Source organism: Reichenbachiella sp., assembly GCF_039969095.1.
Classification (GTDB): Bacteria; Bacteroidota; Bacteroidia; order Cytophagales; family Cyclobacteriaceae; genus Reichenbachiella.
Window position 1 is genome coordinate 139,510 of sequence record NZ_JBDVOL010000008.1, and the last position, 21,619, is coordinate 161,128.

A 21,619-nucleotide genomic window follows, 5' to 3' on the forward strand; every position below is an offset into this window, starting at 1 on the left:
GGAGCGGCAAAAATGAAGGGAGGCTAAAAAGATGAGTACGAAGCCTCCTAGGATGCCGTAGCGATTGAGTTTTTTGATATTCATGAAAGCTCAATAGTTCTTTCCCACGCCTCAAATTTTTCGATATCTTCTTGTACACTCTTATAGATCCAGTACACAATCGAAATATCATCGGTCAAACCTAAAATAGGAATTACATCAGGAATCAGATCTAGTGGAGTGACAAAATAAATTAATGCACCTACCATCATAGCAAGGGTACGCCAAGGGAATTCTCGGTAATCGCCAGCAATTTGTGCTTTTACCATTCGAATCATTACATAAACCTTGTCTGAAAAATCCTTCAGCCGATCATTGTTCTCCAGCACTTCAGTCAATTTTTCACGTGTAGATCCAAGCAAGCTTTGAACACGCTTATTATCCTTTAGAACTTCAGTTGCTTTATTTTGATATTTTTTGAAATTTTCTTTATTGCCCATAATCTCTATTTAAAATACTTGCTGAATCTCATTTTTAACGAAAGACAATGCTATATCCGTGCCCAAGTCTTGTTTTTCTATTACTTTCTCAAATACTTTTCTGGCCAAATCTATACTTTTAGCCTCTTCCTCTAGCTCTCCTGAGGCTTCGTTTACAAGCATGATAATTTCTTCCATAGCATTTTTCACCAAGTTCCATGACTCTTCTGACATATAAACTTGCTGGGACAGATTGTGACCAAACTCTTCCCTTATTTCATGTAATAGTACTTGCTGAAACTCCTTTGCGCTCATTTCACCCACATTGAGGCGAACGATCAAATTTTTGGGAGCTATTCGTTCTAAAAAGAGACATATGCGTTCATAGGCTTGTAGGCGAACTGGCAAGACGGTTGCATTATTTTTGATTTTAATATCTATCAATCTTTTTTCATATTCTTTATTCAAAAACATGCGCGTGGTCAGGAACATTGCGTACAATACTGCTCCCGCAGGTAGAATGATTTTTCCGAATTCTGTCAGTGCCTCCAAGGTTCAAATTTTAGATTGTGTAAACCAAAAATAAGTATTTTTGCCATAGAAAAATGGAAGTGAGAAAAATGAGTCTTGAACCAGTAAGTATTACCCCAAAGGCGATAGAGGAAGTGAAAAATATTATGTCCAACAAGGGCATTCCTGAAGACTATGCACTGCGCATTGGTATCAAAGGTGGAGGATGTGGTGCTATGGGATATATGCTGGGATTCGACAAACCTAATGACTCAGACATCTCGTACTCACATAACGAGGTACCTATTGTCATTGAGAAGAAACATGTGATGTACCTCATGGGTCTGGAAGTTGATTTTTTGGAGGAATCCGATGCTCGTGGATTTTGTTTTAATAAGGATTAATCAACAGATTTAGATATTTTTCTTATCAAGTTGTGTATTTTATTAATTCTTAACCAAACACTTAAGTGTAACTAACATAGGAGGTGTTTAGAGAATATGAATAGCTCTTTCTCCCAAAATATTAAAGGCCTTTCTCTCATTTTTATATTTCTTGCTTTGCTTTCCGTATTGGCCAGCGCTCAAGCAATGAAGCAGCCGATGGGTCAAATTATTGATACCATTAAGTGCGAAAATTCAACTGATCAATCTTATGCTCTCTACTTACCTTCTGAGTACACGTCAGACAAAAAGTGGCCAGCCATCTTTTTTTTCGAACCGATGGCAAGAGGACGCTTACCCTTAGCACTTTATGCTCACCTTGCTGAAAAATATGGTTTTATACTCATTGGGTCGAACAACTCAAAAAATGGACTAATGGATAAAAGCCTCTTAGTGTTCAACTCAATAAAAACTGATTCCAAAAAAAAGTTCAATATCGATGGCGATCGTATCTATACCTCAGGTTTTTCAGGAGGAGCTAGACTGGCTCAATACATAGCCAACTCAGAGGACTCAATCGCTGGAGTAATCACCATTGCTGGGCCAAAATTGGAAGAAAAAGTAGAATTTAGGGACAAGAAGGATTATGTATACTTTGGTATTGTAGGATCTAGAGACATGAATTTTATAGAGCACAAAGAATATCAAAAAACCTTGGATAGGTTCGGTATTAAAAATACACTTCTCACCTATCCAAGCGGACATCAATGGGCTCCTTCTAAGTATTTTGACATGGCCTTAAAATGGTTAGAAATTCAATTTCTGTTGAAGCAGCTTAACCCAAGTGTAGATTCTAGAATAAATGAATTAATAGCCGAAACACTAGTTGGTTTAGACTCCATAAGTGCATTGAATAAAATGGACAAAAATTGTTATTTAAGTTCCGTGAAAAAAAGTATTTCACCAAAAGAAAATGATTTACTCAATAAGCAATTGAAAGTTTTGGAAAACGATAAGAACTTAATGAAATCATTAGCAAAAGAGGAGAAAGCTTTAAAAAAAGAAGTGAAGTATTATGAGACCATCTATAGTGCACTATATCAGCTCAAATTATGTGCGTATAATCAAAACCAACCTTTGGATTCATCGATTTATTCTATGAGGTGGTGGCAGCTACAAATAAATCTACTTCAAAGCAAAGCAAAAAAAGATGGTGTAAAAGGCGATGCCGCTGCACGGAGTTTGGATGTAATTAGGGGTCAAGTATTTGGTGTTAATCTCCAGAAAAGTGCTCAGAGCAATTTAGATTTCAAACTATATCTGAGTCAGATTCAAGTCCTACTTTACCCGAAATCTGTATGGGTACTTTGGAATCAGGCACTGATTTTTGCAGAACGATCTGAAAAAGAGTTGGCTATTGAGTGTTTAGACAAAGCTGAACATTTAGACCATGATCGACTACAAAATATTAAACAAGACCAATTATCCTCCGCCGCATTATATCCTTATCTCTATTGAATTGTGATTGAATTCAATCCAGGCCATTCGGTAATCAGCTTTCACTATAATACTCAGCAAGTAATAATATGGCATTCTCTTCTGTCGGTTTTAGGTTTTCACTTTTATAAAGTTCCTTACAATCAGAATTCTTATTTAATGATTTAATAATTTTTTTAATGGATTGAGAACGTTCAATTATTTTTTCATTATCCATTAGAAAGTATTCGGTAGTATTAATATAGGTTGACCCTCGATTGCCTATATCTAAAGCTTTATTGTAAGCATTTTCTTGCAGATTGACATCCATCAGTGAGTAGAGCTGAAATTGACCATCATAAAGTTTACAATAGAACATATCATTCAGAAACTGATTGGATATGAATTTTCCAGCGATATAAACATTACCTCCTTGTGTAAAGGATTTAATAATTTTTCCGCTATACACCATCAATTGATCATCAACTTTTTGTTCTAGGTTTTGTCGTTCTAAGTTAAATTTGGTAGGGACATCTTCGAGGCTATTTCCATCAATAAACTCAATATTTGTGGGCAAGGGTGATTCAGTTGCATAATAATGTCCATTGACTAAGTCTGGGCTATCAGGATCAATTCTTATTGGGTTGACTTGAACTTCTCCTTGACCACCTGGACGGTAATATAATTGCGCCGATAGCTCTGTGATTCCAATATTTAACATAAAAACAAGTAACACACATGCTCCTTTAACCATTTTACTCTCTTTCATATTTTTCCTAGTTTACACTTAGCCTCCAGCCGAAGAATGTTTTGTGATTTTCATTGATTCAATAATAGTTACAACATATTATCAAATTTAAACCACTATATCAATTTAAAATTTTTCGTTGAAAAAATATAATACTCCATTCTAAAGTGAGCAAATATTAAAGTACAATTACTCAATCCAATTGATTAAGTAAGAGCATCATGTGGGTGTCATTAAAAAAAAGGTGAACCTTTAAAAGGTCACCTTTTTCGTATTTATATCATTGATTAATGACTATAATCAAACATATCAAACCATAATCGGTTAGTGACGATATCACTTTCTCCACCAAATTTGGCTTGAGACCATCCTTCAGCATTCAAAGTCTGTTCTACCACTGGATAGGTATATCGTACTGGAAATCCAGATTGTGCTCCTGTAGGAACAACTAAAGTAGGAAAATCAAGTCTCCTCAAGGCTGTCCATGCATCAAAGCCTCTGTTGTAAAGACCTAACCATCTCTGAGTCCCTATTTTTTCCTGCCAACTACCAGTAGCTGTAGTATATGCTACATTGGCTTGACTCAAGTATGAAGTTGCTTCTGTCGCTGTACCACCCCAGTGGATAATGGAAGCAGTGATGCCCGCATTATAATGATCTTCAGCTGTACCACCACCAACATTATAACCTCTTGCTGCCCCTTCTGCCAATAGAAATTCCATCTCTATATGATCAAAAATTACACCGGGTTTGGTAGCCTCCTTAATTGAAGGAGCGAATGTACTCCAGTTAGCTGCTGGTGTATTATTATTTCCGACTACTCCACCAATATAACCACCACCTCTTGCTTCGGTAAAGTAATCATTCATCCTTGGGTCATTCAATCCACTCATCATATCTATTATGGTATTAGTGGCCACATAATCTGATCTTCCACTCAAGACTAATGTCACATGATCAGGATTAGTATTCGGAGTTGAACTCAAATAATGAAAGTTTGCATCCTCGCTTGCCGTCCTTATCAACCCAATGGGGTCTGCCACAGCTTCCTCGACTATTTCCTGCGCAAATCCATTGTCCACATCTGAATACAACATGCCCATTCTTAATTTCAAAGAATTACCGAACTTCATCCAACTAGCAACATCTCCATTGTACATGTTATCAGTACCTGCATCAAATGAACCAAAATTTGAATCCAAATTTTCAAGAACAACATCTAATCGAGTGATGAGGTCCCTATATATGCCATCTGCATCTTCATATGCTGGATTTAATACTTCTATGTTCAAAGCTTCAGAGTAAGGGACATCTCCAAAAGTTTCCACCAGAATACTATACGCATATACCTCTAATAATTCAATTAAAAGTAGTTTATTCTCTTTTACCTGCGGATCTTCTGTTTCGGGATATACTGTCTCCGTGATGACTGATCGAGATTCATCTAGATTTTTCAACACGTATCTATATAATCTACTCCAGTGTCCTTGTGGAATCGCTCTAGTTACCAAATCATAGTTAGTTTCATCTCTATACTGCGTCTCGCACGAATATTGTACCCATAATCTGGTATTGTTCCAGTTTACCTGTTGTTTATCACTTGATCAACTGTCTCCTTTAATGCTGTATTGAAGAGTGATTCACCACTCACTTGCAATGGGTCTTTGGTATTTTTGTTCAACTCATCCAAGTTATCAGAGCAGGACACTACCAAGATTGCGATAAATATTATTAATATATTTTTCATGTCTCTTTTCGTTTATAATTAAAATGTGAGTTTGACATTGAATCCAATCTCTCTGACAGATGGCAAAGAGCCAATGCTATATCCTTGAAGATTACCTGAGCTCAAACCTGATTCAGGATCGGCATGAGGTAAGTGTTTTTTAAGAATAGCAAGGTTGGACCCATAAATTCCAACAGAGGCTGTTCTGATAAAAATATTAGAAAGCAAACTTGAAGGAAGAGTATAATTAAGAGCCACCTCTCTTAACTTGATATATCCAGCATCATAAACATGAGCTTTATTTGATACACCACCAACATACCCGAAGCCTCCCCACTGTTCAGCGTCTCTTCTTACTGTGTTTGGCGTTCCATCAGCTTGCACCCCTTCGAAAATATATCCTCCACCATCAGCTAATGAATTTCTGACAGGATTACCTAAATCATTAATAAAATCTGTTTCCTCATACAATCCTGTTGCTCTTCCGTATGCTTGATCTAGAGAGAATATACTCCCTCCATCCTGAATATCTATCAATGCCGAAAGAGACAATCCTTTGTAAGTGAATGTGTTTGTTATACCTGCTGTCCAATTGGGGTTGACATTTCCAATAGCATTGTCAGAAGTAGCTGTAATTACATAATCTCCACTTGCATCAACTATTCGCTCGCTTGCTTTAGGGTTATCCGGATCTAAGTAGGTATAATCTGTACCAAACAAAACACCATATGGCTCACCTACCTTTGCATTCATAGTGACTCCGTCACCAAATGTACCCAACTGAAAATTGCCCCAACAACCTAAAAACCTTTCCCCATTACTCCGAAAGACGGATTTGTATCATTGCCGACATTCCTATCATTAGTGCAATGAAATAAATTTTACAAGTGACGATATCCTTTAATTTCGTCCTGCTATACTACCTATTGCAAGGAATTGGCAGACTCAAAAAATACAGAAATATTTCTTTCAAATTAGATGTACGAAACTCTTACTCACCGATTGCATGGTTGCGCATTTATGCTAATTCTTAGCTTCCTACTATTGACCAACCATTCCCTTTTTTCTCAATCCTATAAAGCCAAATTATCTGGGAGAGTAACTAGCAATTGGACAGGAGAAGGTTTGGTGGGTGTGAATGTCTATGTACCAAGTTTAAAAAAAGGAACAATTACAGATACCAATGGGAACTATGAGATTATTATTCCACTTGGCACATTTGTAATTGAATATAGTCGAGTTGGACTGGGAAAGCAGGAGGAAAAAATCGATTTCCTCAAGGATCAAGTTTTAAATCTTGAAATGTCGGAAAAAACGCTTGAACTGGATGAGTTTATTATATACAGTGAAAAAGCTGATGCCAATGTCAAAAGTCTTGATGTCGGTAAAAATTCATTAAGTATAGAAAAAATCAACTCACTGCCTTCATTTATGGGAGAGCCTGATGTGATTAAAAGTTTGATGCTTTTACCTGGCGTATCAACAGTTGGTGAAGGGTCTAGCGGATTTAATGTAAGAGGCGGTGGAATTGATCAAAACCTTGTCTTACAAGACGGAGGTTTGTTATTCAACTCTTCACATGTTTTTGGATTTTTCTCATCCTTTAATCCTCTGGTGGTCAAAAACGCAACCTTATATAAAAGTGGCATCCCATCCAGCTATGGTGGGCGTCTTTCGTCACTTTTGGATGTAGAACTTAGAGATGGAAGCTACAGAGATTACCATGTCTCAGGAGGAGTGGGTTTAGTATCAAGTAAGTTAGCTGTAGATGGACCAATCATTAAAGACAAAGTTTCTGTTTTGCTCGGTGGTCGTATTTTTTATACGGATTGGCTGCTCAAACGAGTGAATAATATTGATGTTAAAAACAGTTCTGCCTCTTTTCAGGATTTTAATGCAAAGGTTTCTTATTTAGTGAATGACAAATGCCAAATAAGCTATTCAGGCTATATCAGTGGTGATGGCTTCAGCTTTGCATCAGATACTAGTTTTAGCTGGCAAACATCCAATCACGTCCTAAAATGGAACCAGATGTTTTCGGAGAAGTTATCATTGAATACAACTGCACTAGTAGGGAAATACTCCTATCAAATAGAAAATGAGGGTAATGCCAATGATTTTAGAATTGATTCTGAAATCGCATATAAAAGCCTAAAGTCTAATATAGTCTATAAGTTAGGTGCGTCAAATACAATAAATTTTGGATTCGAAACATTGTTGTACGATTTTTTACCTGGAGACAGAAAGCCATTATCGGCAGATTCACCAGTAGAGGCTAAATCCATAGAAAAAGAGAAGTCATTGGAGTCTTCCATCTTTATAGAGGACCAAATCAAAATCAATGATAAGCTATCTATTCGACCAGGAATAAGGTTTTCTAGGTTTGATAATTTCGGGCCAGGAAGCGATTTTATTTATGGAACAGGTGACTCAAAAAACAATTCTAATATTGTAGATACCATCTATTACAATAGTGGCAAAACCATTGCCACCTATCAGGGATTTGAACCCAGAGTAGTTCTAAACTATACGATCAACGATTTCAACTCCATAAAAATGAGTTATAATCGAACTCGACAGTACCTACACTTGATTTCAAATACAGCTGCAGCTACACCTACAGATTTTTGGAAAACAAGCAATAAATACATTGAGCCAGAGATTGGAGATCAGTATTCCATTGGGTTCTTTAGAAATTGGAATGACAATGCCATAGAATCTTCAATAGAAGTTTATAAGAAGAAGGCCAGCCATATTTTAGACTATAAAGATGGGGCAGTTCTTCTTATGAATGATAACATTGAAAGCGAACTGATCCCAGGCAATTCAGAAGCCTACGGTATTGAAATCTTCGTGAACAAAAAGAAAGGGCTCACTACAGGTTGGGTCAGCTATACTTACTCCAGAACATTTAGAACAGTAAGTGGAGAATATGATGATGAAAAAATCAATTTAGGTCATCGCTATCCAGCAAATTATGACAAGCCCCATGATGTTACTTTGGCTATCAATCATAAGGTAAGTCCAATTGTTGAGATTGGAACTAATTTCACCTATAGCACGGGAAGACCTTTAACTGTTCCATTATCTGCATACAATGTCTCTAATTTAACTGGTGTGGCCAATTTCTCAGCGAGGAATCAAGACCGAATTCCAGATTATTATAGACTGGACGTATCCATGACTATAAAAAGTAAACCAAGAATAGACCGTAATTGGGATTACAATTGGACATTTTCAATTTACAACCTACTTGGAAGGAAAAACGCATATTCCGTATTTTTCATTAATAAGTTAGGCGTACCACCGAAGGCATATAAACTATCAGTTTTAGGCCATGCTTTTCCTTCCCTTACATTCAATTTTAATTTTTAATCTTCCAATTGCATGAGACACTTTTTCAAAGCCCTATCAATTGTATCATTTTTTTTAGCCGGCTGCGTTGACGAAATTGATATTCCGTTGTCTGGAGAAGCTATTCTTACAATCGATGGGTCTATTACAGATGAGGCTAAAAATCATACTATTCAACTTTCACATTCTTATTCTTTCAATGACAACCCTACGTTCACACCCATTGACCCCTTGGTTTTTGGAGCTCAGGTTGAGATATCAGATAATGACGGTAATGTGACAGCATTATTTGAGGGAAAAAATGGAGCATACCACACACCCTCTGTTTTTGCAGGTGAAATTGGCAAAATCTACACCTTACAGGTCACACTAAAAACTGGAGAAGTTTATTACTCCAAACCCGAAATATTGCTTCCTGTCGGTGCTGTTATTGAAGAGGTCTGTTTTGAAAATGTACTCACACAAGTAAGTACATCAGAATCAACTACCGATGTAAAAGAAGTACAGTTTACTGCTAAGTTCACAGATCGAGGAGAAACGGATGATTACTATAGATGGGGATATACAGGAGTCTACGAAGTGGAAGCTCCTCTTGCAGACACATCTCCTCCTTGTGATGCTGAAACACCTCCTTCAGTTAAATGTGGTCCTTGTAAAGTTCCCACTAAAAGATGTTGGGCCAATGTATTCGACAATGAATTTATCAAAGTTGTTAGTGACGAACTTTTTAATGGGAAAACGGTTGATGATTATGCTATCTATACCACTCCCGCAGATCGACAATTCAATTTTTACTATGCCGCACATATAGAATTATATTCCCTTACAAAATCTGCATTTGATTACTATAATGCACTAAGCACTCAACTCACAAACAATGGGACTGTTTTTGAAACGCCTAACTATCAAATTCGAGGAAATATTTACTTCGATGAGGATCCAGAAAAGCTAGTACTTGGATATTTCAGTGCTTCTGCAAAAACAACCGCTAGATTGATTGTTGATGGTTCTGAAGTGCCTGATGTCATGTTCAAATCTGGCCCGATAGACTGCTCTGCTAATGCCTCTGGCTGCATACCTGCTGCATGTATAGATTGCAGTTTTTGGCCAGCCACAAATATAAAACCAGACTATTGGCCTTAGATGAAAAAGATGATATACTTCTTAACATTATCATACTTCATTCTGACTAGATGTGTTGATGAAATCAAAGTGCCTCTATCTTCTGAAACTGCATTGGTGATTCAAGGATGGCTAACAAACGAACCCAAAGCCCATCGGATACAAATTGCTCTCTCTTATCCATTCGATGAAAACCCTCTTTTTAAGGCAATAGATCCAATTGTCCAAAAAGCTCAAGTGGATATATCAGATGATGAAAACAATCTAGTACAATTGATAGAAGGAAAAAATGGTAATTATTATACACCAAACAACTTTGCTGGTATAATTGGCAGAGTTTACACATTACACGTAGTCCTTAATGATGGAAGAGAATATTACTCCAGATCAGAAAAATTATTGCCTAATGGCGCAACAATAGATAATGTTTGTTTTGAAAACACCTATAGTGAATCCTTATCATCAAACAATGGTTCAATTGTAAAATCCCCTGAAGTAAGTTTCAGTATCACTTTTACAGATAATTCGGAAACAAAAGATTTTTACCGCTGGGGGTACAAAGGTGTTTATGAGGTTTTCGCTCCTTACTCAGAGAGTATTGAAGTACCTGATGACTGCGACCCTACCTGTGGGATATGTCCAGATGAGACCATGAAGACATGTTGGGCCACGGCTTTTGATCTGGAGTTTCTCAAACTTGACGATGATTTGCTTTTTAATGGTAGAACAATTGAGGAATACTTTATCTATTCTTCACCTGCCGATCGACGATTCAATATTGGATATGCCGCCAACATAGAACAGTTCTCTTTGACAAAAACTGCCTTTGAATATTGGAACTCAATCCAATCGCAAAACGAAAATACGGGCACTGTATTCGAAAGCCCAAATTTTCAAATCAGAGGTAATATTATTTCAAAGGACAATCCAGATGAAATTGTATTGGGATATTTTGGAGCTTCCGCCATAACTGTCGCTCGAGTGATACTTGAAGATGCGGATGTTCCTGGAAATTTAGGACCTATAAATTGCGATAGGGAGTGTATTCCATTGGAGTGTATTGACTGTAGATACTGGCCTGCTACAAATGTCCGACCCGATTATTGGCCATTGTAGCAAATGAACATGTCAGCTAGATTACAATCACACAATTAACTGAATAGAATAGTAGGTGATAAAAAGAATCTTGCTGTTAGATTTTTATGATAGCACTTCCATATAAGAGAACATTCATCCTTTTATTCTTAATTAAGACTGCCTTATTGGCTTTTTCACTTAAGGGAGCTACCCCAGAAGATGACAAAAACAAACACAAGGTCGTTCCAGGGTCAATTATGGACTCCATTTTTTGTAAAAACGATAGCAATCAATTTTATGCTGTTTATGTTCCATCCACTTATGACAAATCAAAGTCTTGGCCAATCATTTACATTTTCGAGCCTGCTGCTAGAGCCAAACTACCCTTAATGCTCTATAAAGAACTGGCAGAGACGCATGAATTAATACTGGCTTGTTCATACAATTCGAGAAATGGCCCAATTCTGAACAATGAAAATGCTTATCAGAAAATGTCTGATGATATTAATTCTTGGCTCAACATCGACCTCCAAGATCAGTTAACCAGTGGGTTTTCTGGAGGCGGTAGATTTTCTCAGCTAGTTGCTCAGAATAATCCAAATATATCTGGAGTAATTGCTGTCGCAGGACCACGAGGAGATGGTGCTTTATTTAATGAGCAAGCTTATATCACTCCATATGTTGGCATAGTGGGCAACCGAGACATGAACTATTTAGAACATACTAAATTTCAACAAACGCTTGTTGAAATGGGAGTCAAGAATACTCTCATTACTTACAATGCTGCGCACCAATGGCCTCCTAAAGAAATATATGATCAGGCGATCCTTTGGCACTTAGGTCTTCATGAGTATAATGTCAAAATGAATGAACCTTCGAAATTGAAATCTTATATAAATCTCAGAACTCAATATTTAGATACAACACAAGCCATGTCTAATGTAGAAAAATACAAAAGTTATCAGGCGATTTTGAAGAACTTCAAGGACTTCAATCATTCAACAATAAACGAAAGAATCTTAGATATAGAATCAGAAAAGAAATTCGATAAAGCCTTCAAGCAAGAAGAAAAAATACTTAAAAATGAAGAGGAAGAACAAATCGCATTGGTAAAGGCTCTAAACGAATTCAGATCATACTTCTTCATACCAAATTTTGAAGCTGACTCCGGAAAATATTCACTTCGATGGTGGAAAAGTGAAATAGGTCAAATAAGTGGTAAAGTAAGTCCAGACAACTCAAAAGGACTTTCGGCGGCTCGACTTATCGATTTCTTAAGAGGACAGGTGCATAACCAAGTACAAAGTGCTAAAACCTTCAATAATCCTAAGTTGGTCCTATCAATGCATGAACTCAATTTGTACCTTTATCCTAATTCAATCTGGTTCTTATGGAATCAATCCATTCTTTGCGCCCAATTCAACCAAAAAGAAGAAGCAATGGATCATCTGAAAAAAGCCAAGAAAATCAACATTAAATTATTGCATCAAATACAACAGAATCCTGCTTTTAACGGTCTAAAAAGTCAATATAGTTTTTTATATGACTAAAAACACGAAGTTCAAAATAGCAAATGTCGTTTTTATAAATACACTTTGATGAATGGATTCTATGTTAGAATTCACAAGGAAACATGCACAATTTATCTGCTGTAGCAGTAATCTATAGGATTATGATTTTGTGAGAACCGGGATTAATTGAAATAATTCAATTAAAACAAAAAAGGCTTGCCATATGGCAAGCCTTTATACTTGTTATCAAATCAGTTCTTAGTGTTGAAGAACCGTATATTTATTTGGTTCTGGGGTTACAGTAGGGCTATCACTGTAGCCTTCATTACCAGAAAATACAATTGTATAAACACCTCCAGAAGTAACATTTACAGAACCTGTAAAATAAGATGCACCATCTCCGTCTAAAGTCTCAATGTTCAACGAACCAGCAGAAACTTCTACAAAATCTGTGATAGCAGCTCCAAATGGTCCCCAAATAGCAGTCCCCAAATTAGTAGTGCCATTCATAAATGTAGTGACACAACTGTTGTTCCAACACTCGCCACCAGCTGCATTCACAAATCTGACTTTAGCATTACCTCCTGTTGGCGCAGTCAAATCATCTTCTATCAACTGAACAGCAGGGTAATCATGGCTGAGTCCACCAAAGTCAAAGTAAATGGCAGTGTAAGAAGCGCCATCAATCAATTGACCTTGCAACGGAACATTGTGTTCTGCTGGAAGCATGGCAGCTGCAGTATTTGAAGCAAAAATGGTGTGATAATCTACCACTCCGTTAGTTAAGTAAGTAGGAGATTGATCACCATGTACCGCTCTAAACATACTACCTTGAGGAAACTCATGATCTACAGTAAGAATATCTCCTAACTGCATATTCTGTCCATGTTTAGTTTCATCCACCCACAGATCCACACCGTTGATTGGAAAGCCTTGTGCTTCCAATTCGTCTGCCGAAGTCACGGCATTTATTAAATTAATAGTAGCTGTACCCAACTTAGGAGTAAATTCTACATCTCTATCGTCACCATCATCTATCTCACAGGATGTGATCAAGAACAAGGCGCAAATAATAGCTAAATTAAATTTATATATCGTTTTCATATTAATTGTCCTTTTAAGTTATTGTTGAACTGCAACCACATCCCAAACAGAATTAGCAAAGTTGCCTTCGCCTGACCATGTTATGGTTTTTGTAGCTGCATTTACAGTCATACTAGTGATAGTGAAATTAATTCCGAAACCTGAGAAAAAACCAGAGGTAAAAGTATAATCACCAGGACCATTTACAGTTATTGTACTACCAGCACCTAAGTAAAGGTTATCCGTAGGTCCAAAACCTCTACCATCAGCGTAGAAGTGACCAATGTTACATGAAATTCCATATACATTTCCGCCTTCGGGCCAAATCATCACTTCCATGCCACTATAAGACTCACCACCTATTCTAGTGGTAGTAGCAGTGTAATATCCAGAAAGGTCTGTCACCAAATCTCCTGCCACTGGTGGTACAATCACTGTACGTGCGGCTGTACCAACGAATCCATCTTCATTGGTAGCAGAATAATTCACATAGTATACATCTGGATCAGAACCCACTTCAGATCCAGAGTACCCTCTGTATCTAGAAGATACGGATGTTTCAAGAGGCAGTACCTCATCACCCTGAAAAGCATCTACGCCCGGCTCTTCATAAACTTCACCTGGAGCCAACGTAATTGATGTTTCCCCAGTAAATACAATTGTAGGGTATGTAATCAGCTCACCTGATGGCATATCCTCGGCACAACCCGATAGAACAACAGCAGGTAAAATCGCTAATAATAAATATTTCAAATTTTTCATTTTTATTCATTTAAGATTAAAAGATCACCTTATCTGTCCCACCAAACTGGGGTTGCCAAAGAAACTACTTCAGGAGTATTTTCATTCAAATCTGCTTCAGTCTGAGTTGGAGGAAATCTCAAAGGAAATTCTCCTGGATTTAACAAACTTGCAGTACTAGTGGCTATCACATCAGTATCAGGATAACCTGTTCGCTTCCACTCATTCCACATTTCGATAGGCTGGCGAATCAGTGCCACCCATTTGGCCATCATAATAGCCTCCAATTGGTCATCGAATGTTCCCCCAGTTGGGTAAGGTGCAAAGTTAGCTATCCAAGTATCAGCACCAGAAAGGCCAGCGCTAGCAAATGAATCTCTGATTCCTTGCTCATAAAACTCCTGAGCTGTTCCTGTAGTAATCCATCCTCTTAGCGCTGCCTCGGCTTGTAAAAAGTTCGACTCTGCTGCAGTGAAATATGGAAAAGCTGAACCTGTGCCTATCATGTAATTCCCTCTCGCAGAATAATAGCTCAATCCTGCGTCAGGACCAGTTACATTTGGACCATCAGCTTGTGTAATAAATTGATGTGGATTCACGGGATCAGGATCAACTGGCGCACGAAAGAAAATATCAATCCGTGGGTCGTTCATAAGAGCCATGTAATTTCCAATGGTACCACTAGCAGCATTAAAAGATTGAGTTCCTATATCAGCCAATTCTGCTGGGTGTCTGTTTGACGGATTTGATTGATCAAATGCCATCAGTGCATCAGTAGCTAAAAATGCCTCACCATCCAAAGATTCAACACCATTTTGAGCCACAGAGGCACGAGCTTCTGTCTGTCTTAGGTATATTTTCAATTTCAATGTGTTAGCAAATTCCAACCAACGATTCATATCACCTCCAAAGATGACATCTCCAGTAATAGACTCAATTGATAATGGATCAATAGCCGCAATCGCGTCATTAATTTTCAAAATCAAATCGTCATATACATCTTGACCATCGTCATATACTGGGTTTGGAAATTCATCGATTTTATTTGCCTGAGTATATGGCACACGATCAAACATGTCAACCAAAGAATGGAACGTGTAAGCTTTCAATATTTCAGCAATTGCTGCAACATTAGTTTGCTCTCTGAGCACACCTTCTTCAGAAGTATAAACCAGATCCTGAAGAGGTCCTGAATACAAACCGTTAAAATCTCTCTGATAAGCATTATCTCCAGGCAAAACCTGGTACTGATCTTGAGCCGTTACCCCAGCTACATTTCCAGCCTGGGTAATATACTGCACCCAATAACCTGCTGCTAGACCATACGCATCAGTATGGAAATATGCAACATCAATGATCCCTGAAGTCAAAGTAAAATTGGGATCTGGGTCTACAACCTGCGTTGGGTCGTTGTTTATATCTAAATAATCATCACACGCACCTAAAGTCATTAGACCAAAAGTGGCTGAAACAATCATTAGTTTATTTATATATTTCTTCATCTTTATAATATTTTAAAGTGTAGCTCTCAAAGAAAAACCGTAAGACCTGGTAGAAGGAATTGAAGCATATTCAAAGCCTGGTACACTACTTGTTTGACCAATACCAAACCCAAGAGATTGCTCTGGATCAGCATATACATTTTCGCTTGGTGTCCACAAGAATAAATTGCTTCCGATTGCCGCGATATTAAGTGATCTAATTGGCGTGTTTTCAAACCAACGAGTTGGAAGATCATAGCTCAATGAAAGTTCTCTCAACTTGATATAACTAGCATCAAGTAAGTAGTCCTCAATTGTTCTGTTGTTCCAATACTGATTCGCGTCAGTGACAAAATTCGTAGTGTTAGGAGAGTAAGTTCCATCTCCATTATCCAAAACGGATCCAGGTACAATCCATGGATGTCTCATATTGTAGGTAGTAGAATGAGATTTTCCTGGAGTCTCAAACTGTGCATAAGTAGCAGAATAAAAACTACCTCCACTTTGTCCTTGGAAGTTTACTGATAATCTCAATCCTTTGTACCCAAAAGTATTACTGATACCTGCGGTAAAATCTGGTTGGATTGATCTTCCGTCAGATACATTTCCGTCGTTATCAAACTGAGGACGTCCGTTTGCGTCTACAATCAAATTGCCGTTTGGATCTTTTTGGTAAGTTGTATACTCAAACAAACCATATGGCTCACCTGGGATAGCTACAATATTCATAGCGGCTCCACCTGATGTGATACCTCCAAGATTTATTTTGTCCAAACCTGGAGCAATCTCTTCTACGATGTTTTTGTTTTTAGTGTAGTTCATACTCACTGTCCAAGTGAATTCTCCTTCTACTGGTACAGCAGTCAGAATCATTTCCACACCTTTATTTCTGATAGATCCAGCATTCAAAATCCTAGTAGTAAATCCGGTAGTATTAGGAACTGCTACTGGCTGGATTTGATCTTCAGACAATTGATCGTAGTAAGCCACATCAAAACTGATCCTTTCATTCAAAATTCCCATCTCTGCACCAATCTCAAAACCTTTAGTAGTTTCTGGCTTCAAAGCTGGATTACCAACAGTGTTACTCGCTCTTGCCCCTACAAACCCGGTAAATGGATAAGCTGCAGAACGCTGTGAATTAATATTTGGATCTAGTGAAACTATATAAGTTGAGCTCGTATTATATGGCTGAGCATCATTTCCCACTTGAGAATAAGCTCCCCTAATTTTTAATGAGTTAATAGGACCCATATCAATTAATTCAGAAACGATCACGTTAGCTGCTGTAGACCAATAGAAAAATGAATTGGCGTCTACTGGTAATGTAGAAGACCAGTCATTTCTAGCAGTAAACTCCAAGTGATAAGTATTTTTGAAACCCACAGAAGCTTGTCCGTACGCTCCAACTAATCTTCTCTGTGCGAATCCTTGTCCTACAATCGGAGGTGCACTTGCATTATTCAAACTTCTAAACCCTGCAATACCTAAAGCAGGTTGCTGTGCTGTAGTAGTTTCTGCCTTGTTATCTCTAACATTCAATCCAGCAAGTACCGTCAAACTCAAATCTTCAGTTATGTTCTTGTTGAATGTTGTAATTGCATCCAAATTGAATTGTGAAGTTTTGCTGTTGGCCACTCTAATAGTACCAGGTCTGTTTATGTTATTTGGCGCACCTGCAAACTCAATCGGTCTCCATTGCTCCAATTCTCTATCACTTAAATCAGCTCCTGCTCTTATTGTAAAGTTTAAAACATCAATTGGTTGAAATCCCAACTCCACAAAACCATTCACACGGTTCCAATCAGTTAAATCTTCGCGCGTCGCAGCCGCTCTAAATGGATTCGAGTTGAAAGGAGTAAAGTATCCAGCGATATCATAAAATGGATCGTTGAAATCTTTTGCTTCTTCAGTATTCAAATCCGATGAAGTTCTTAACAAGTTTCCATAAAAACCAGCATCAGAGTTTCCACCAAAACCTTGAGGACTACCATCTTGGTATGTTTTAGTATACTCTACTGATCCTTTAATAGAAAGGTTATTGCTCAGCTTAGAACCACCTGTCAATTTCAAGTTGTGTCTTTCAAGTCCTGTATATGGAACTATACCCTCTTGGTCAAGGAAAGAATAAGAAGCAAAAAAGTTTGCTACATCACTTCCCCCTGAGAAGGTAATTGTGTTTTTGAAAGCACTACCTAGATCAAACGCATTTCTTAGCGATTGCGGAGTGGCCGAATAAGGTTTCCACAATTGTTGATCTCCAACTACTTGTGAATAAGGTCTCGAAACTCCGTCATAAGGCTCACCCCATGTTTCCTGATCATTATTATAGAAAACATTTTCTCCAAGCTGTCCCAATCCGAATACAGTTTGTACTTTAGGTAATCTCAATGGAGATTCCATCATATATGAAGAAGAAAAAGTCACTTGAGATCTTCCTTGAGAAGCTGCTCCTTTACCATTTTTGGTTGTAATGATAATGGCACCGTTACCAGCTGCTGATCCATAAAGAGCCGCTGCAGAGATACCTTTCAAGATACTTACGCTTTCGATGTTTTCAGGCTCCAAAGTGGAAATGCCATTACCCGCATCAGTAACTTCAGAAAATGATCCAGCATCTCCTATAGAAGTCTGGCCATCAAATGTACCCATCTGCCCATTGTTCATTGGGATACCATCAATAATGATTAGTGGCTGACCATCACCATTCCCTAAAGTAGAAATACCTCTTAATAGAATTTTTTGCGATGAACCAGGAGCACCTGAAGATGTTTGAATCTGAGCACCAGGAACCTTTCCTTGTAGCGAATTCAAAAGAGTTGTACTTTTAGTCTTTGTCAACTCATCGTTATCAACAGCCGTTACAGAGTAGCTAAGTGTTTTGGCACTTCTTTCAATTCCTACAGCTGTAACCACAACTTCGGTCAACTGCTGAGCATCTGGAAGCAAGGTAACGTCTATTACACTTCGCTGACCAATTTCCACTTCTTGAGAGGCCATTCCCACGAAAGAATAAACCAAAGTTCCACCTTCACTTGGGATAGATAATTTGTAATTACCATCCAAATCCGAAGTTGTTCCTGTGACAGTTCCTTTTAATACAACCGTCACACCAGGCAAAGTCGAACCATCCTCTTCGGAAGTCACCTTACCAGACACGGTACGATCTTGCGCCCACGACTCACCTATGAGTGCAGACAGCAACATGATACTTAGTAGTAGTTTTCTCATATTGTCTTAGTTTTTAATGATAAAATATGTTTAACTGGCCTGATAAAAGGACAAGTCAATTTTACCCTTACGGTACTAAGACATTTAATTGAAAAGGTTATTTAGACGACATTTAGTCTAAATAAAGTAATAATAAGGCATAAGGGTGAGCATATAGGTTTTATACGCTATTGATTCGAAATTTCCGAAATTTTAAACTCAATTCTCCTATTCTTGGACTGGTTTTCCAAATTATCATTGGGAGCTATCGGGCGGGTTTGACCATAGCCCACGTATGAAATTTGCTCTGAAGGGATTCTTTTGAATCGTAAGAAATCATATACAGACTTGGCTCTTTTGGTCGATAATTCCATATTATATGGTGCAGATCCAACATCATCTGTGTGGCCAGATATTTCGACTTTTACTTGGGGGTTTTGCTTCAGAAAATCATACACTTCTTTAAGCTCAGACATAGATTTTCTTTGCAGTGTAAACTCATTAAAATCAAAGAATATATTTCCTAGAACTGTAGTGGCCCCAATCTTAACTGGCTCCAATTCTATATCCAACAGATTAGAATCGAAGGCATCGATTTCATCAAACGAAAAAGAAAAATCTTGGAATAAATAACCTTTGCAAGATATATACAAGCCATATTGGTTTTTTTCAGACAGTACCACAGTATAATCCCCGGTCTTTTTATCTGATTTCAACTCTGAATAAAAGTCTTCATTATTCAACTTATAAAGCTTGATATCAGCACTCAATGGTGACCCAGACTCAGCATCCGTAACGGTACCTTTCAGATAGGAACTTTTATTGGAAACCTGAAAGCTATCTGGTAAGTCGAAACTATATAATTTACTCTCAAAACCACCTCTTTCTTTCTTCTCTATGGTGTAATAACCCTTCGCTCCATTGGACGAGATGTAAAGCGAAACTTGATCATAAGCATCATTCAATGGGTAACCCAAATTGACTGGATCAGACCAAAGAGAATCTTCCTTTTCACTCATATAGATATCTAAGCCCCCAAGACCAACTATGCCATTGGAAGAATAGTAAATAGACTCACCATTCGCATGAATAAAGGGTGAAATTTCGTCTTTATTTGTATTAATTTTTTTACCAAGATTGACAGCTGTTTCCCACTTTCCTTTCTTGTTTTTAACAGATGACCAAATATCCTTTCGACCAAAGCCTCCTTGCCTATTAGAAACGAAATAAATCGTGCGCCCATCAGCAGATAAGGAGGGTTGAGCTTCCCAAGCTGCAGAGTTGATCATATTGCCCATGTTTTCTGGCTCCGACCAGTTACTGCCCTCCTTGTAAGACACATAGATATCACAACTCCCGTATCCTCTCCTACCATCACATGAAGTAAACACCAACATTCGTCCGTTAGCCGACAACGAAGCTGCTCCTTCGTTGTACACGGAATTGATTTTATCAGAAATTGACATGGGTACCGACCAACTGCCATCTGGCTGTTTGTCGCAATAGAAGATATCCTCGTCGTTTTGTACAGAAAATCCTTCTCTTCGTGTAAAATAAATTTTCTGCTGGTCTACGGATAACACTGGAAAGTATTGCAACGCAAATGAATTGGCGTGATCGGGTAGAATTTGAATATTGTAATCAAATGGTGTCTCCATCGCCTTCAATGCGAATTGACAATTATCCACCATTACTTCTGCCTGCTGACGCTTTTGAATCTCGGTATCATCCCTTGAAAGATAATGACCTAAATAGGACTTGGCCTCCTCATACTTTGCCTGTTTGAAGTAAATCTCTCCTATCAAAAAATAAGCATAAATGGACTTGGGATAGTCAGGATCTATTTCCAATGCCCGATGCAAAGCAACCAATGTCTCATCAAATCTGCCCAATCGGTAATTGGCACTGCCCATCGCCAACCATACTTCAATGAACTCAGGATCTTTATCCAAAGCATCCTGGAGTGGCTCGAAAGCTTCCCGAAACTGAGCGCGTTTCAAATATTGACGAGCTTCTTCGTAGTATTTTTCTGCTCTTTTGTCTGTGGTGTGATACTTCGTGTATTGGCCAAATACACTAAAGCAAGTAAAGAATAATAAGGTGGTAATGGCAATTCTCATAAGACTCGTTTTATGCACTAACGAAGATATTATGGAATATTGAGGTATTTGTGCGTTTGTAATGAAATATTCCATTGGGGATGGACTTTCGCATAGTCAATGATCTTTTCCGTCATTTGATCCGCCTTCCCCCATTCAGGCTGAAGATAAAGCATGCATTTTTCTTCTACACCCGCTGCGTGTTCTTCCGCAAATTTGAAATCTGATTTATTGAAAACGATAGCTTTCAACTCATGTGCTTGGGCATATACCGATTCATGAGGCGCTTTGAATTTTTTTGGTGAGAAACACACCCAGTCCCAAATACCTGTCATTGGGTAAGCACCAGAAGTCTCCAAATGCATCTGATAATCCGCTGCTTTCAACCGACTAGTCAATTCTTTCAAATCATACATCAAAGGCTCTCCGCCTGTAATGATCAGCGTCTTGCAAGGATATTGACTCAGCTCGTTGAGAATCTCGTCAATGGTCAAAAACGGATGATCGGCTTCATTCCATGATTCCTTCACGTCACACCAAACACAGCCCACATCGCATCCACCTAACCGAACAAAAATCGCTGGTTTACCAGAGTGAAAACCTTCCCCTTGAATGGAGTAAAAAATCTCCATGATGGGTA

General features: G+C 38.0%; 17 protein-coding genes and 1 pseudogene. 6 read left to right on the plus strand and 12 right to left on the minus strand.

Annotated elements, in window-relative coordinates; all coding sequences use genetic code 11:
- Positions 1-80: 80 nt before the first annotated feature.
- Both ABJH98_RS01830 and ABJH98_RS01835 read right to left on the minus strand, forming a co-directional pair.
- Positions 81-479, minus strand: a complete 399-nt coding sequence (locus ABJH98_RS01830; protein ID WP_348305906.1) for a YkvA family protein — start codon at positions 477-479, stop codon at positions 81-83.
- Positions 480-488: 9 nt separating this feature from the next.
- Positions 489-1,010 carry a hypothetical protein gene (locus ABJH98_RS01835; RefSeq protein ID WP_348305907.1) on the minus strand — a complete coding sequence of 174 codons (522 nt, stop codon included), beginning with the start codon at positions 1,008-1,010 and terminating at the stop codon, positions 489-491.
- Between the two features lie 53 nt (positions 1,011-1,063).
- Between ABJH98_RS01835 and ABJH98_RS01840 the strand changes: the two genes are divergently transcribed.
- Positions 1,064-1,372, plus strand: a complete 309-nt coding sequence (locus tag ABJH98_RS01840) for an iron-sulfur cluster assembly accessory protein (RefSeq protein ID WP_348305908.1) — start codon at positions 1,064-1,066, stop codon at positions 1,370-1,372.
- 96 nt (positions 1,373-1,468) lie between these two features.
- Positions 1,469-2,869, plus strand: a complete 1,401-nt coding sequence (locus tag ABJH98_RS01845; protein ID WP_348305909.1) for a hypothetical protein — start codon at positions 1,469-1,471, stop codon at positions 2,867-2,869.
- A gap of 34 nt (positions 2,870-2,903) precedes the next feature.
- Here ABJH98_RS01845 and ABJH98_RS01850 read toward each other — a convergent pair whose 3' ends face one another.
- From ABJH98_RS01850 to ABJH98_RS01865, 4 genes and pseudogenes are all read right to left on the minus strand, one after another.
- Positions 2,904-3,596, minus strand: a complete 693-nt coding sequence (locus tag ABJH98_RS01850) for a hypothetical protein (protein WP_348305910.1) — start codon at positions 3,594-3,596, stop codon at positions 2,904-2,906.
- A gap of 266 nt (positions 3,597-3,862) precedes the next feature.
- Positions 3,863-5,146 (minus strand): annotated as a pseudogene (locus ABJH98_RS01855) (SusD/RagB family nutrient-binding outer membrane lipoprotein); the annotation flags it as partial.
- An 11-nt stretch (positions 5,147-5,157) separates the two neighbouring features.
- Positions 5,158-5,322, minus strand: coding sequence for a hypothetical protein (locus tag ABJH98_RS01860; protein ID WP_348305911.1), 165 nt, complete (start codon positions 5,320-5,322; stop codon positions 5,158-5,160).
- 18 nt (positions 5,323-5,340) lie between these two features.
- On the minus strand, positions 5,341-6,054 hold the full coding sequence (locus ABJH98_RS01865) for a hypothetical protein (RefSeq protein ID WP_348305912.1): 714 nt from the start codon (positions 6,052-6,054) through the stop codon (positions 5,341-5,343).
- A 225-nt stretch (positions 6,055-6,279) separates the two neighbouring features.
- Between ABJH98_RS01865 and ABJH98_RS01870 the strand changes: the two genes are divergently transcribed.
- The 4 genes from ABJH98_RS01870 (at position 6,280) to ABJH98_RS01885 (ending at position 12,404) form a co-directional block, all read left to right on the plus strand.
- Entirely contained in the window at positions 6,280-8,676 is a 2,397-nt protein-coding gene (locus tag ABJH98_RS01870; RefSeq protein WP_348305913.1) for a TonB-dependent receptor, read from the plus strand.
- Positions 8,677-8,688: 12 nt separating this feature from the next.
- On the plus strand, positions 8,689-9,798 hold the full coding sequence (locus ABJH98_RS01875) for a DUF4249 domain-containing protein (RefSeq protein ID WP_348305914.1): 1,110 nt from the start codon (positions 8,689-8,691) through the stop codon (positions 9,796-9,798).
- Positions 9,799-10,893 (plus strand): DUF4249 domain-containing protein, encoded by a 1,095-nt coding sequence (locus ABJH98_RS01880; protein WP_348305915.1) that lies wholly within the window; start codon positions 9,799-9,801, stop codon positions 10,891-10,893. It abuts the gene before it with no gap.
- Between the two features lie 86 nt (positions 10,894-10,979).
- A complete protein-coding gene (locus tag ABJH98_RS01885; RefSeq protein WP_348305916.1) occupies positions 10,980-12,404 on the plus strand; it encodes a hypothetical protein in 1,425 nt (474 codons plus the stop codon).
- A 219-nt stretch (positions 12,405-12,623) separates the two neighbouring features.
- On the opposite strand, the gene ABJH98_RS01890 is transcribed toward ABJH98_RS01885, so the two are convergent.
- The 6 genes from ABJH98_RS01890 to ABJH98_RS01915 form a co-directional block, all read right to left on the minus strand.
- Positions 12,624-13,469, minus strand: a complete 846-nt coding sequence (locus ABJH98_RS01890) for a hypothetical protein (RefSeq protein ID WP_348305917.1) — start codon at positions 13,467-13,469, stop codon at positions 12,624-12,626.
- An 18-nt stretch (positions 13,470-13,487) separates the two neighbouring features.
- Positions 13,488-14,210: an immunoglobulin-like domain-containing protein gene (locus tag ABJH98_RS01895; protein WP_348305918.1), complete on the minus strand. Its 723-nt coding sequence runs from the start codon at positions 14,208-14,210 to the stop codon at positions 13,488-13,490.
- A 29-nt stretch (positions 14,211-14,239) separates the two neighbouring features.
- A complete protein-coding gene (locus ABJH98_RS01900; RefSeq protein WP_348305919.1) occupies positions 14,240-15,691 on the minus strand; it encodes a SusD/RagB family nutrient-binding outer membrane lipoprotein in 1,452 nt (483 codons plus the stop codon).
- A 12-nt stretch (positions 15,692-15,703) separates the two neighbouring features.
- Positions 15,704-18,901 (minus strand): SusC/RagA family TonB-linked outer membrane protein, encoded by a 3,198-nt coding sequence (locus tag ABJH98_RS01905; protein ID WP_348305920.1) that lies wholly within the window; start codon positions 18,899-18,901, stop codon positions 15,704-15,706.
- Positions 18,902-19,068: 167 nt separating this feature from the next.
- Positions 19,069-21,000, minus strand: coding sequence for an OmpA family protein (locus ABJH98_RS01910; RefSeq protein WP_348305921.1), 1,932 nt, complete (start codon positions 20,998-21,000; stop codon positions 19,069-19,071).
- A 29-nt stretch (positions 21,001-21,029) separates the two neighbouring features.
- Entirely contained in the window at positions 21,030-21,611 is a 582-nt protein-coding gene (locus ABJH98_RS01915) for a 7-carboxy-7-deazaguanine synthase QueE (RefSeq protein WP_348305922.1), read from the minus strand.
- Positions 21,612-21,619 lie beyond the last annotated feature (8 nt).

Bases quoted from the DNA above. Each gene is read 5' to 3' on its own strand.
- ABJH98_RS01830 (WP_348305906.1), bottom strand. From the start codon at position 479: ATGGGCAATAAAGAAAATTTCAAAAAATATCAAAATAAAGCAACTGAA.
- ABJH98_RS01840 (WP_348305908.1), top strand. From the start codon at position 1,064: ATGGAAGTGAGAAAAATGAGTCTTGAACCAGTAAGTATTACCCCAAAG.
- ABJH98_RS01845 (WP_348305909.1), top strand. From the start codon at position 1,469: ATGAATAGCTCTTTCTCCCAAAATATTAAAGGCCTTTCTCTCATTTTT.
- ABJH98_RS01850 (WP_348305910.1), bottom strand. From the start codon at position 3,596: ATGAAAGAGAGTAAAATGGTTAAAGGAGCATGTGTGTTACTTGTTTTT.
- ABJH98_RS01860 (WP_348305911.1), bottom strand. From the start codon at position 5,322: ATGAAAAATATATTAATAATATTTATCGCAATCTTGGTAGTGTCCTGC.
- ABJH98_RS01865 (WP_348305912.1), bottom strand. From the start codon at position 6,054: ATGAATGCAAAGGTAGGTGAGCCATATGGTGTTTTGTTTGGTACAGAT.
- ABJH98_RS01870 (WP_348305913.1), top strand. From the start codon at position 6,280: ATGTACGAAACTCTTACTCACCGATTGCATGGTTGCGCATTTATGCTA.
- ABJH98_RS01875 (WP_348305914.1), top strand. From the start codon at position 8,689: ATGAGACACTTTTTCAAAGCCCTATCAATTGTATCATTTTTTTTAGCC.
- ABJH98_RS01880 (WP_348305915.1), top strand. From the start codon at position 9,799: ATGAAAAAGATGATATACTTCTTAACATTATCATACTTCATTCTGACT.
- ABJH98_RS01885 (WP_348305916.1), top strand. From the start codon at position 10,980: ATGATAGCACTTCCATATAAGAGAACATTCATCCTTTTATTCTTAATT.
- ABJH98_RS01890 (WP_348305917.1), bottom strand. From the start codon at position 13,469: ATGAAAACGATATATAAATTTAATTTAGCTATTATTTGCGCCTTGTTC.
- ABJH98_RS01895 (WP_348305918.1), bottom strand. From the start codon at position 14,210: ATGAAAAATTTGAAATATTTATTATTAGCGATTTTACCTGCTGTTGTT.
- ABJH98_RS01900 (WP_348305919.1), bottom strand. From the start codon at position 15,691: ATGAAGAAATATATAAATAAACTAATGATTGTTTCAGCCACTTTTGGT.
- ABJH98_RS01905 (WP_348305920.1), bottom strand. From the start codon at position 18,901: ATGAGAAAACTACTACTAAGTATCATGTTGCTGTCTGCACTCATAGGT.
- ABJH98_RS01910 (WP_348305921.1), bottom strand. From the start codon at position 21,000: ATGAGAATTGCCATTACCACCTTATTATTCTTTACTTGCTTTAGTGTA.
- ABJH98_RS01915 (WP_348305922.1), bottom strand. From the start codon at position 21,611: ATGGAGATTTTTTACTCCATTCAAGGGGAAGGTTTTCACTCTGGTAAA.